Source organism: Brevundimonas sp. (assembly GCF_046299535.1).
Classification (GTDB): Bacteria; Pseudomonadota; Alphaproteobacteria; order Caulobacterales; family Caulobacteraceae; genus Brevundimonas.
The window spans coordinates 25,379-37,029 of sequence record NZ_JBKBIB010000008.1 but is presented as its reverse complement, the minus strand read 5'-3'; the positions used below and the strand labels follow the sequence as shown (position 1 = coordinate 37,029).

9 protein-coding genes are annotated in these 11,651 nt (G+C 68.3%); 7 read left to right on the top strand and 2 right to left on the bottom strand.

Annotated features, from left to right (window positions below; all coding sequences use genetic code 11):
- The first annotated feature begins 108 nt into the window (after nt 1-108).
- From ACK4FB_RS07725 to ACK4FB_RS07715, 3 genes are all read left to right on the top strand, one after another.
- A complete protein-coding gene (locus ACK4FB_RS07725) occupies nt 109-1,149 on the top strand; it encodes an extracellular solute-binding protein (RefSeq protein WP_409750104.1) in 1,041 nt (346 codons plus the stop codon).
- 86 nt (nt 1,150-1,235) lie between these two features.
- Nucleotides 1,236-2,780 carry an ABC transporter permease gene (locus ACK4FB_RS07720; protein ID WP_409750102.1) on the top strand — a complete coding sequence of 515 codons (1,545 nt, stop codon included), beginning with the start codon at nt 1,236-1,238 and terminating at the stop codon, nt 2,778-2,780.
- A 19-nt stretch (nt 2,781-2,799) separates the two neighbouring features.
- Complete coding sequence (locus tag ACK4FB_RS07715) at nt 2,800-3,846, top strand: ABC transporter ATP-binding protein (protein ID WP_409750585.1); 1,047 nt, start codon at nt 2,800-2,802, stop codon at nt 3,844-3,846.
- Here the strand turns inward: ACK4FB_RS07715 and ACK4FB_RS07710 are convergent.
- Together ACK4FB_RS07710 and flgK are read right to left on the bottom strand one after the other, a co-directional pair.
- A complete protein-coding gene (locus ACK4FB_RS07710; RefSeq protein ID WP_409750099.1) occupies nt 3,843-4,772 on the bottom strand; it encodes a flagellin in 930 nt (309 codons plus the stop codon). The genes ACK4FB_RS07715 and ACK4FB_RS07710 overlap by 4 nt on opposite strands.
- Nucleotides 4,769-6,886: a flagellar hook-associated protein FlgK gene (flgK, locus tag ACK4FB_RS07705; RefSeq protein ID WP_409750096.1), complete on the bottom strand. Its 2,118-nt coding sequence runs from the start codon at nt 6,884-6,886 to the stop codon at nt 4,769-4,771. Before flgK ends, ACK4FB_RS07710 begins: the two co-directional genes overlap by 4 nt.
- Before the next feature lie 404 nt (nt 6,887-7,290).
- Here flgK and ACK4FB_RS07700 point away from each other — a divergent pair, with 404 nt between their 5' ends.
- The 4 genes from ACK4FB_RS07700 to ACK4FB_RS07685 all read left to right on the top strand — a co-directional run bounded on the left by ACK4FB_RS07700 (nt 7,291) and on the right by ACK4FB_RS07685 (nt 11,563).
- Nucleotides 7,291-8,883: a flagellar hook-length control protein FliK gene (locus ACK4FB_RS07700; protein WP_409750093.1), complete on the top strand. Its 1,593-nt coding sequence runs from the start codon at nt 7,291-7,293 to the stop codon at nt 8,881-8,883.
- Nucleotides 8,884-8,885: 2 nt separating this feature from the next.
- Complete coding sequence (locus ACK4FB_RS07695) at nt 8,886-9,632, top strand: flagellar hook assembly protein FlgD (protein ID WP_409750091.1); 747 nt, start codon at nt 8,886-8,888, stop codon at nt 9,630-9,632.
- 21 nt (nt 9,633-9,653) lie between these two features.
- Nucleotides 9,654-11,108 carry a flagellar hook protein FlgE gene (gene flgE, locus ACK4FB_RS07690; RefSeq protein ID WP_409750088.1) on the top strand — a complete coding sequence of 485 codons (1,455 nt, stop codon included), beginning with the start codon at nt 9,654-9,656 and terminating at the stop codon, nt 11,106-11,108.
- 170 nt (nt 11,109-11,278) lie between these two features.
- On the top strand, nt 11,279-11,563 hold the full coding sequence (locus tag ACK4FB_RS07685) for a DUF1153 domain-containing protein (protein ID WP_409750086.1): 285 nt from the start codon (nt 11,279-11,281) through the stop codon (nt 11,561-11,563).
- The last annotated feature ends 88 nt before the right edge of the window (nt 11,564-11,651 follow it).

Sequence of the window (11,651 nt, the reverse complement as noted above, 5' to 3'; positions counted from 1 at the left end):
GTCTCGAAAGCTGTTTCCGTTCAGTCACAGGAGAACAAGCCCCTTCGCCTTCTTGCGATTTATTCTCAATGCCGCTAGGACCACGTCGAACCGAACGAGGAGTCCCCCATGCGCCTTCGCCTGTCCCTGATCGCCGCTGTCGCCGGCGCCGCCGCCCTGGCAGCCTGCGGCCAGAATCCGGCCCCTGATAACGGCTCTGGCGAAGTGAACCTGTACACCGCGCGTCACTACGATGCGGACCTGGCGCTGTACGACCGCTTCACCGAGGAGACGGGCATCCGCGTCAACCGCATCGAGGGCAACGCCGACCAATTGATCGCCCGCATGCAGAGCGAGGGCGCCAACAGCCCCGCCGACGTCTTCGTCACCGCCGATGCGGGCGCCCTGTGGCGGGCCCAGAATGCAGGCCTGTTCCAGGCGGCGAATTCAGAGACCCTCAACGAGGCCATCCCCGAGAACCTGCGCGCGTCCGGCGGCGAATGGTTCGGCTTTTCACGCCGCGCGAGGGTCGTGGCCTATGATTCCGCCCGGGTCCGCCCGGAGGAAGTCGCCACCTACGAGCAGCTCGCTTCGCCGCGCTTCCGCGGACGGTTGTGCGTCCGGTCCGGCGACAATGTCTATAATCTGTCGCTGGTGGGCGCCCTGATCGAGGCCTGGGGTGTGGACAAGACTCGTGGGTGGGTCGAGGGGATCGTGGCCAACATGGCGCGTCAGCCTGAAGGCGGCGACCGGGATCAGATCCGCGCCATCGCCGCCGGCGTCTGCGACGTGGCCCTGACCAACAGCTATTATTACATACGCATGGCCAACGGCGACGATGCAGGGGACCGCGCGATCACCGAGAATGTGCTGCTGGCCTTCCCCAGCCTCGACGGGCAGGGTAGCCATGTAAACATCTCCGGCGGCGGCGTGGCGGCCAATGCGCCGAACCGGGAGAACGCCGTGCGGTTGCTGGAATTTCTGGCCTCCGCCCCCTCCCAGACCCTCGTGTCGCAATACAACAATGAGTTCCCGGCCAGCCCGAACGTGCCGGCGCCCGCTCCGGTGGACGCCTGGGCGGACTTCGCGGCCCATCCCATGCCGGTCTCCGCCTACGGTCCGCGTCAGGCCGAAGCGCAAAGCCTGATCAGCGCGGCGGGCTGGCGATAAGCCCCGTCGCCGCACCGACGGCCGACACCGCCCGCCCCGTCACGCGACGGGGCGGGTTTTCGCCTTTCCGGCTCACCCCCCTGCGCGTGCTGGCCCTGCTGGCGGCGCTCACGGCGATCCTGCCGCTGATCGGGGTGGTGATGGCCGCCCTGTCCGGGGAAACAGCGGACATCGCCGCCCGGGACCTGATCCGCTACGCCCTGACCTCGGCCGCGCTGGCGCTGATGGTGGCGGTGCTGACTGGCGTGGCCGGGTCCATCGCCGCCTGGCTTGTGGTGATGCACCGCTTTCCGGGCCGCAACCTGTTCGCCTGGGCTCTGGCCCTGCCGCTTGCGGCGCCCGCCTTCGCGGTGGCCTACGCCTATGCCGACCTGTTCGACGTGGCCGGCTCGCTTCGCATGTGGATGCGCCCGACGCTGGGCTTCGACATGCCGTTCGAGATGCGCACCCTCTACGGCGCGGCGTTCATTCTCAGCTGCGCCTTCTATCCCTACGTCTATCTGGCCATGCGCGCGGCCTTCGTGAACCAGTCGGTGCATGCGCTGGAGGCCGCCCGCACCCTGGGCTGCACGCCGCGTCAGGCCTTCCTGCGCGCCGCCCTGCCCCTGGCCCGTCCCGCGCTGGCGGCGGGGATCGCCCTGGCGGTGATGGAGACCCTGGCCGATTACGGCGCGGTGCAGTTCCTGGCCGTCCAGACCCTCACCACCGGCGTGGTGCGCGCCTGGTCGGTCTACGGCTCGACGGCGAGCGCGGCCCAGTTCGCCCTGCCGCTGCTGGGCGCAGCGGCCTTGCTTATGTGGCTGGAGCGCTGGGGGCGGAAGGGTCGCGGCTTCGAAAGTCCCAACGCCCGCTGGCGCCCCCTGCCCACCACGGTTCTCACCGGCGTCAAGGCGTGGAGCGCGACCGCGTTCTGCCTTGCGCTTCTGACCTTCGGCCTGCTGCTGCCGGCCGGGTGGCTGGCCTGGTCGTCGCTGGACGTCACGCCCGAATGGCCCCGCGTCGGACGCGCCGCCTTGCACACCCTGATCATGGGCGCCGGCGGCGCCCTGGTCACCGTCGTTCTCGCGGCGGCTCTGGCCCTGGGCGCCCGGAGCATGCCCATGGCCGCGCGCATCGCCAGCCTGGGCTACGCCACCCCGGGCGCCGTCATGGCCATCGGCCTGCTCGTGCCCGCCGCGTTCGTCTGGCAGACCGTCCCGGGCGCGGCCTCAGGCTTCGGCATGGGGCTGGCGCTGCTGATCTACGCCTATGCCGCACGCCTCATGGCCGCAGCGCTGGAACCCATCGACGCCGGCCTGTCCCGCGTCACGCCCAACATGGTCTGGGCCGCGCGCAACCTGGGACGCACCGAGGGCGGCGCCGCCCGGGCGGTGCAACTGCCCGTCGCCTGGGGGTCGCTCCTGACCGCAGCGCTGGTCGTCTTCATCGACGTTCTGAAGGAGCTGCCGGCCACCCTGATCCTGAGGCCGTTCAATTTCGACACCCTGGCGGTGCTGGCCAACAACTACGCCCTGGATGAACGCCTGCCCCAGGCAGGCTGGCCCTCCCTGATCATCGTTCTCATGGCCCTGCCCGCGGTGGTATGGCTGACCCGGAAGGTCGCCGCCTCGCGCCCCGGCGCCCCCGCCTGATCGGACCCGCCCCTTGGATATGCACGTCAACGCCGACCCCGTTCTCGCCCCGCCCGCCCTCTCGGCGCGCGGCGTTTCGCGGCGTTACGGTGCCAAGACGGCGGTTGAGGGCGCAGATCTCGACCTGCGGCCGGGCCGCATCACCTGCCTGCTCGGGCCGTCCGGCTGCGGCAAGTCCACCCTGCTGCGCCTGATCGCGGGACTGGAGCCTGCGGATGAGGGCGAGATCCTCGCCGGCGACCAGACGCTGTCCGGCCCCGGCCTTCACGTGCCGCCCGAACAGCGGGGCGTGGGCCTGGTGTTTCAGGACTACGCCCTGTTCCCCCATCTGAGCGTGCTCGCCAACGTGGCCTTCGGCCTCAGGCATCTACCGCGAAAGGCGCGCAACGCCCGCGCCCTGGCCCTGCTGGAGAAGGTCAGACTGGCGGTGCGCGCCGACGCCTGGCCCCACATGCTGTCGGGCGGCGAGCAACAGCGGGTGGCCCTGGCCCGCGCCCTCGCCCGCGAGCCCGCAGCCGTGCTTCTGGACGAACCCTTCTCGGGACTGGACAGCCATCTGAAGGCCGAGGTGCGCCAGACCCTGCTGTCGGCCCTGCGCGCGGCGGGGGCGGCGGTTCTGATCGTCACCCATGACGCCGAGGAAGCCCTGCTCATGGCCGACGATCTGGCCTTGATGAGCGAGGGCCGCATCCTGCAGATCGGCGACCCTCGCCACTGCTATCTCAATCCGGTCAGCATGGCGGCGGCGCGCCTGTTGGGCGAGGCCAACGCCCTGCCCGCGCGTATCGCCGGCGGGATGGCCGAAACCGCATTCGGCGATGTGCCCGCGCCCGGCCTGCCCGATGGCGCGGGCGTCGTCATGGTGCGGCCCGAGGGCCTGCGCCTGTGGCTGGAGGGCGCCCGCGCCCGGATCGCATCCGTGGCCTTCGGCGGGGGCTTCCACGAGGTGACGATCGCTGCGGGCGGCCAGACCGCGCGCCTGCGCCTGCATGGCGGCGTCCCCGCTGTGGACGAAGACGTATCGGTGATGATCGATGCGGACCGGGCCCGGGTGTTCCCCGCCTAGAACCTCAGAAGATTCAGCAACGACGTGGACTGAAGCTGGCTGATCACCTGGGCAGACGCCTGGATCGAGATCTGAGACATCTCGAGGTCGGTCAGCGCCTCGGCCATGTTGGCGTCGGTACGGTCGCCGATCAGCTGCTGAAGAGTCAGCTTCTGGTTGTCGTGGGAGGTCAGCAGAGAATCCACGCGGGCCTGCATTGAGCCTGAGCGCGCCGCCACGTCGGTGATGCGGCTATGGGCGTCCCGGAAGCGACCCAGCTGGATGGTCAGAAAGTCCCGCGTCTGGTCGGTCAGCAGGCCGTCCACAGGGCCGTCCGGACCGGTGTGATACTCCTGAATGTCGCGGAAAATCTGGAACAGCTCGGCGCCCACGTCATCGGCCAGAAAGCCGGTCTGAAGTGTGGCGTTCTCATCAAGGCGTGACACGGTCGCCAGCCTGTCGTTGACGAATACCGAGGCCACGTCCGGCGCCGCCGCCAGTTGCGCCAGGCTCGAGACCGTCACGGGCGCCGTTTCCGTGTCGCCGCCCGCGAACAGATGGCGGCCCTGATGCTTGGCGTTGAGCCCTTCCTGGGAAATCTGGAAGTAGGACTGCAACTCCTGCATCAGCCCGTCGACCCGGCCCGCGGCCAGTCCCTCGGCGATGGTCTGGCGCGCGCCGCTGGCGCCCTCGGCGATGCGATCGAACGCCAGGGCCTGGGTCTTCATGCGGCCCGCCACCGCCTGGCCGGTTTCGATGAAGCCCTGGATGCGGCTCTGGGCGGATTTCAGGGCGGTCAGGGTTTCCGAAGCCCGTCCGTAGCCAGCGAAATCATGGGCCACCTTCTCCGTGGAAACCCGCTTCTGGGCGTCAAGTCCGCGCACCTGCGCCGTCATCAGATTGAGCAGGGCGCTTTGATAGTTGCCCATTGTGGAAACACGGGTCATCGCATCATCCCCATCAGGGTGTCATACATGTCGCTGGCCGCCTGGATCAGACGGGCCGAAGCGTTGAAGGCCTGCTGATAGGTGGTCAGCAGCACCAGTTCCTCGTCCATGTTCACGCCTTCCTGCGCCATCTGGCGCGACCTGGCTTCCTGGTGAAGGGTCATGGCCGCGTCGCGGCGATCCTTGGCGATGGACGCGCGGGCGCCGATGTCTCCCGCCATCTCGGAAGCATAGCGGGAGATCGATATGGGCCCGCCCTGGGCGCTGCCCGCCGCCTGGAAGGCGGCCGCCCGCTGACCCGCGTCGGCCAGCAGAAGCGCGCCGCGACCGTCGCCCGTCGACAAGGCCTGGGTTCCAGGCGCGGCGTTCAGGTCCAGCTGGGCCAGGCCAAGCCGCGAGGGATTCTGGTTGATGTCGGCCCGGATCGCGAACCCGTCCGCGCGCGACGCCCTGACCCCGCCGCCGATGCCGAACAGCTCGGTCAGGGACACGCCGGACGGAACCTGGGTGGTGCGGTCTTCCACCACCGACAACTGCGGCGCGGGTGTTCTGGCCGGCGTGAAGTTCAGGGCGCCGGAGGCGTCGAGCGAGAAGCTTCCGTAATAGCCCACCCCCGTCGTGGGGTCGTTCATGGCGGCGAGCAGGTCGTCCACCGTTCCACCCGGCGGAATGGTCACCTCGATGTCGCGCAACCGCGCGCCCGTGTCGCCGGTGAAGCGGAACTTGATGGTCTCCCCGGGGGTGAAACCGTGCGCCGAGAGTCCTGTCAGTCCGGTCTCATAGAGCGCCAGACGGTCGGTGGTGACCAGATCGTTCAGGCCGAAGAAGTGTGAGAACCCGCGCCCCGTCTTGCTGGATGGATCGGCCGGATCGTCGGCGACGACCACACCGTTCGTCCCGCCAGTCGACAGGCTCAGCACCCCGTTGCTGAAGGTAGCCGTGGCCTGACCGCCCAGTTCTGCGTTCAGCACCGCCAGGAAGGTGGCCGGAGTGGCCGCCGTTCCGTTGACGGTCATGGTCCCGCCCGAAAAGATGATCTCCACCTGGGTCTGCACCACGCCCTGGGGATTGACCACGGCGATATTGGTGGTCCCGGTAAAGCCGGCGATGGCGTTTTCGAACGACTGGCCGACGTTGCGCCCGGTAAGCTCGACGGGCGCAGGCACCGCACTGTTGGCGTTGTGGGCGCGGTTCAGTTCATCGGCGACGCGGGTGACCAGTTCGGCCAGCCGTTCGGCCGCAGCCGGCGCCTCGACGTTGCGCAGCTCCAGCAGACCCTTGATCTCGCCCGAGGTGATGCTTTCCGCCAGCGCCCGCTTCGTGCCGCGCGGTTCGGTGATCCACACGTCGGAGAAGGCGCTTTCGGCATTGACCGTGCCGGCGCGCTGGTACTCCAGCGTCGCATGGCCGTCGCCGGCCAGCAGCACCCCTGCGTTGGTGCGCAGGGTGACGCCGCCCTGGCTTCGCGCTGAAACCCGCACATCCATGAGCAGGGACAGTTCGCCGATCAGCCTGGCCTGGGCGCTTTCCGCGCCCGAGGCGTCTGCGCTGGTCACCGTTGCGCGCGCGATCTCGATGTTCAGGGCCTCGATCTGCTCCAGCAGCAGATTGGCGCTGCCCACCGCGCTCTTGATGCGCCCGTCCGCATCCTCGCGCACGGCCTGGATCTGGGTGTGGATGCGGGCGGCCTCGTCGAACAGGGTCTGGGCCCGGAACAGCGCTTCCTGCCGGCGAGGCGAGGACACCGGATCCTCGGCCGCCACGGCGAAGGCCGAAAACATGGAGTCGACCTGACTGAAGAAATCGGTCCCGCCGCTGGGATTGCCAAACAGCGACTGGATCCGGTCATACAGTTCATAGCGCACGCCCTGGCGGGCCGCCTCGGCCCCGGCGTTGAAGCTGGCGGCCTGAAGAAAGCGATCCGTGGCCAGGCGCACCCGGGTCAGCTCGACGCCCGCCCCCACGCCCTGGGTGGTCAGGGCCTGCTGCTCGCCGACCTTGCGCACATAACCGGGGGTGTTGACGTTGGCGACGTTGTCAGAAATCACCCGCAGCTGCCCCTGGGCCGTCATCATGCCCGAGGTGGCGGTGTTCATGATCATGTTCAGGGACATGCGCGCGCGCCTTCCGGCTGGCGACCCGGCAAAGCCTGCTGGCGCCATGGCGATTTTTGCCCGGCGCGGCTGCAGATCAATTTGCTCAAGTCATTGATATTCATGATGGTCTCTGTGCGGGGACGGAAGTCCGCGTCCGGCACGGCGCAAATGGCGGGCCAGACGGAGCCGGGTCCTCGCGCCGGGCAATAATCGGTCTGAAGCGCGGCAAAAAACACCCCGTGCCGTGTTTATCACCCGGCACAAGAGCGCAATTTTTTCTAATTATATCAGCGTACTAACCATCATTTCCGGACTGGCGCGGCAGTTGCTTGGGCCCCTGTTGAACACTCCGGGCGCAGCAGGCGCCGCCTCATCCCCTGTCACAAGGCACGCCCGCGCCCATGCCCGCGCTTGATCTGTCCATGATCCTGTCAGCCCCCGCCTCCATCGGCGGCGCAAGCAGCGCGTCGGCGGCGGGTGATGAGGGCGTCGCGAGCGCGTTCGCCGGCTTTCTCGCCCGGCAGGCGCCGACGAGCGGAAAGGCGGGTCAGGCGGGGCCTGCCGTCGCCGGCATGGAAACCGTCGCCGATGAAGACCAGGGCCAAACGCCGGTCCTGATGGTTCCCGCACCTGCCTTCGCCCCCACGCCGCCCGCCGCCGATGTCGCCTCCGCCCCACTGCTGGCGATCCAGGGACAGTTGCTCAATCTCGCCCCGACGTCCCCGACCGGCTTGCCTGCTCCCGAAGACGACGCGGGGACGACGGTCGGGGGGGATGCCGGGAAGACGATGATCCCGCCCCTGACAGGGGACGGGACCGCCGGACCGCCCTTGCAGACCCTCGAAACGGCCGGCGCCTCCGCTGCACCTGTCGCCTCGGCGGAGCCGGCAGGATCGGGCATGGAGACGAAGGTCGCCGCGCCTCATGCGGGAGACCCGGCGGGGCCGGGCGTCTCCCGGGCGATGACGGAGCGTGGCGGGCCGGCCACCGCCGCCGTCAACATTCCGGTCTCCGCGACTCCGACTCCGACTCCGCCTTCGGCCCCGACACCGGCGCCAGGGGTTGGCGTTGAGGCCGCGGTCACCTCCCCGACGCCCGGCCCCCTCACCGCGGTTGAAGACGGTCTGACGCTGGCCGGTCTTTCAGGACGCGTTCCTTCAGGCCCGGTCGAGGCGAGCCAGATGGCCGCGCGCGGCGCACTGCCCGTTCCGTCCGGAGAGGCGGCGCGGATGATGCAGCCCATGAGAGGGGTGACAGACGAGGCCGGGCGCCGCGGCGAGCGCCCTCCGCCGTTCATGAACCCGCTGCTGGCCTCGACCTCCGAGTCGGGGGAGGCCACGGCGCGACCGACGTCCAATGGTCAGAACGCCTCTTTCTTTCCCTCGCTCTCGCAGGGCGGTCTGACCCCGACAGGCCCGCAGGGCGGACAGGTGAAGGCGGACGCCACGCCGCCCCCGGCGCAACCGCTCGTCGAAGCGTCCCTGCCTGAGGGGGAAGCAGAAGCAACGGGGCGCCCGCTGGACAGCCCGTCGTCCGCCCCCCTGCTCGGCCGGGACGGCCTGCCCTCCGGCCTGTCGCGCGCCACGATCGAGACGACCGCCCTGATGGCGGCCCAGATCGTGCGCCGCCTCGAGGGTCGATCCACCCGCTTCGAGATGGCCCTGACCCCGGAGGGTCTGGGCAGGGTGGACGTGAGCATGGAGATCGACTCCGAGGGGCGGCTGGCCGCCCGTCTGGCGTTCGACAATCCGGCGGCCGCCGCCGAGCTTCGCGGGCGTGTCGACGACCTGCGCCGCCAGCTGGAGGCCTCGGGCTTCCATCTGGGCGAGGACGCTCTGGAGTTCACGGACCGCGAGTCCCGACGGGATCATGCGCCCGACAATCCCTTCGACCGTCGCCCGGACCGCGCCTTCGCGGGGGCCGGACGACTGATTGACGATGCACCCGCCACGCCGCCGCCCTCCCGATGGGCGGCCCTGGCCCTGACGCCCGAGGGCGTGGACATGAAAGTCTGACCATGGTTGACGCCGTTTCCACCAGCCAGGCTGGCAGCCGACTGAATGCCGGGAGCCAGATGCTGGCCTCGAATTTCGAGACCTTCCTTCTTCTGCTGACCGCCCAGCTGAAGAACCAGGACCCCCTGTCACCGGTAGATTCCAATCAGTTCACGTCCCAGCTGACCCAGATGGCGGGCGTGGAGCAGCAACTGCTCACCAACGACCTCCTCACCGCGCTGCTGGAGCAGAGCGGCGGAGGCGGCATGGCCAACGCAGCCAACTACATCGGTCGTGACGCCACCGCCGCTTGGGAGGCCGTCAAATTCCAGGACGGCCAGGCCACATGGAGCTACGAGCTGGCCTCCAACGCAGGACAGGTGACGGTCGAGGTGCTGAACGGCAACGGGGACGTGGTCTGGTCCGGGCAGCCTGACGGCAAATCCGAAGGCGTCCATGACTTCACATGGAACGGCCAGACCAAAGCCGGGGGCCAGGTGGCCGAGGGCGGCGTCTACACCCTGCGGGTCACTGCGGCCTCGACCGGAGGCTCCCGCATCGACTCCCAGGTGCTGGTGCGCGGCCGGGTCACCGGGGTCGAGCTCTATAATGGCCAGCCTTACCTGACCATCGGCCGCTCTGTCGTACCCTTGAGCAACGTCATCGCCCTGGATGAGCCAGGCCCGACGCCGACCCCGCCCCTTCCGGACGACGACGATGACGAGAGCCTGCTGGCTCAGGTCGTCTCGGCCCTTAACCCCTTCAACTGATTTCTTCCCAGGAGTCTCATCATGAGCATCAACAGCGCGCTTCTCGCCGGCGTTTCGGGCCTCGCCGCCAACTCGGCCGCCCTGTCCGCCATCTCCCAGAACATCGCCAATGTGAACACCATCGGGTACAAGCGCACCCAGGGCGAGTTCCAGACCATGGTCAACGCCCAGAGCTTCGGCACGGGCTATTCCGCCGGCGGCGTCATGGCCGCCACGCGGAACTTCATCAGCCAGGCCGGACAGTTGCAGCGCACCAACTCGTCCACCGACCTGGGCATTTCGGGTTCGGGATTCTTCGTGGTCACGGAACGCTCCGAAGGACTTGAGCCCACCGACACCCGGCTGTTCACACGCGCCGGCGCCTTCCGCGTCGACCAGATGGGCTATCTCAAGAACACCGCCGGCCTCTATCTGCAGGGCTGGCCCGTGGATTCCGAAGGCAACCTCAACACCGATCCGTCCGACCTCAACCGTCTGCGCTCGATCAATGTGGGCACCGTCGGCGGCACGGCCGAGGCCACCACGCGGGTCCAGTTGAACGCCAATCTGCGCTCCAGTCAGGCGGTTTCCGCAGAGGCCCTGGCCGCCGCCGCCATACCGCCCGGCGCCAACGCCTATGATCCCGCCACCAACTCCATGGCCATGTGGGATGCCGAAACCGGCACCGGCGTAAGGCCCGATTTCGAGCTGACCATTCCGGTCTCGGACTCCAAGGGCGGCCAGCGCACCCTCGCGGTGTCCTTCCTGAAAAGCGACGTTCCCAACCAGTGGTATGCTGAAATCCGCGCCATTCCCGAGGATGACGTGGTCACCGGCGCGGGTCTGACCAACGGCCAGCTGCGCTCGGGCATCATCGCCTTCACCCAGGACGGCCGCCTGGATGTCCCGGCCATGCAGGCCCTGGGCGCCGACGCCCTGTTCGACGACCCGCAGAACGCCAGCCTGACGTTCGGCGCCTCGAACGGCGGGGCGCCGGGGGCCGGCGAATTCCGCTGGGCCGACGGCCTGGGCATCGACAACCAGACGGTCAGCTTCGATCTCAACGCCTCGGCCGGGGGCCTGACCCAGTACGACAGCGCCTCGGTGGTGCAGGCCACCCTCACCAACGGCACCGCCTTCGGCAATCTGACCGAGATCCAGATCGATGACGAAGGCTACGTCACCGCCATCTTCGACAACGGGGTCGTGCGCCGCATCGCCCAGGTGGCGCTGGCCACCTTCCCCAGCCCGGACAGCCTGACGGCCGTCAACGGCAACGCCTATCGGGTGACCCAGGGCAGCGGCACCTTCAACCTCAAGGCGCCGGGCTCCGGCGGAGCCGGATTCATCGGCGCCTCACAGCTGGAGGCCTCGACGGTGGACCTGTCGACCGAGTTTACAGGCCTGATCACCACCCAGCGGGCCTACTCGGCCTCGTCCAAGATCATCACCACGGCGGACGAGATGCTGGAAGAGCTTCTGCGGATCAAACGCTGATACGCAGGCAAGTAATCGTTAGAGTCAATGAATCATTGCCTAAGCAATTCGGGTGGAATCCCTTGGGAAACGGCGGATTTTATCTTTCTGTTCACCAAGGCGCTTAAGCGGCCTTTTAGGGCGTCGGCCTATGCTCATGATCGTGATGGTGACGTACGAGGCTCAAGCCCATGCTGAAAGAACAGCGCCTAAATAACCGCGGCGAGAAGTATGTGGTGGGTCCGACGGGCACGCCGCTTACCCTCGCCGACCTGCCGCCGCCCAACACCGATCGTTGGGTCATCCGCCGCAAGGCGGAGGTGGTCGCCGCCGTGCGCGGCGGTCTGCTTTCGCTTGAGGACGCCCTTGAGCGCTATCGTCTGACCGCCGAGGAATTCATCGCCTGGCAGAAGGCGATCGACAAATGGGGCATGCAGGGCCTGCGCACCACGCGCATCCAGCATTACCGCCAGTAGTCGCGGGGTTTCTCCGAAGGTTTCAGGGCCGTGTCCGCAAGGGCGCGGCCCTTTCCTTTGGCGGCAGCCTCGAATTCTCCGTCTTTAG

Coding starts and splice junctions, on each gene's coding strand:
- flgE (WP_409750088.1), top strand. CDS start 9,654: ATGAGCATCAACAGCGCGCTTCTCGCCGGCGTTTCGGGCCTCGCCGCC.
- ACK4FB_RS07685 (WP_409750086.1), top strand. CDS start 11,279: ATGCTGAAAGAACAGCGCCTAAATAACCGCGGCGAGAAGTATGTGGTG.
- ACK4FB_RS07700 (WP_409750093.1), top strand. CDS start 7,291: ATGATCCTGTCAGCCCCCGCCTCCATCGGCGGCGCAAGCAGCGCGTCG.
- ACK4FB_RS07725 (WP_409750104.1), top strand. CDS start 109: ATGCGCCTTCGCCTGTCCCTGATCGCCGCTGTCGCCGGCGCCGCCGCC.
- ACK4FB_RS07715 (WP_409750585.1), top strand. CDS start 2,800: ATGCACGTCAACGCCGACCCCGTTCTCGCCCCGCCCGCCCTCTCGGCG.
- flgK (WP_409750096.1), bottom strand. CDS start 6,886: ATGTCCCTGAACATGATCATGAACACCGCCACCTCGGGCATGATGACG.
- ACK4FB_RS07710 (WP_409750099.1), bottom strand. CDS start 4,772: ATGACCCGTGTTTCCACAATGGGCAACTATCAAAGCGCCCTGCTCAAT.
- ACK4FB_RS07695 (WP_409750091.1), top strand. CDS start 8,886: ATGGTTGACGCCGTTTCCACCAGCCAGGCTGGCAGCCGACTGAATGCC.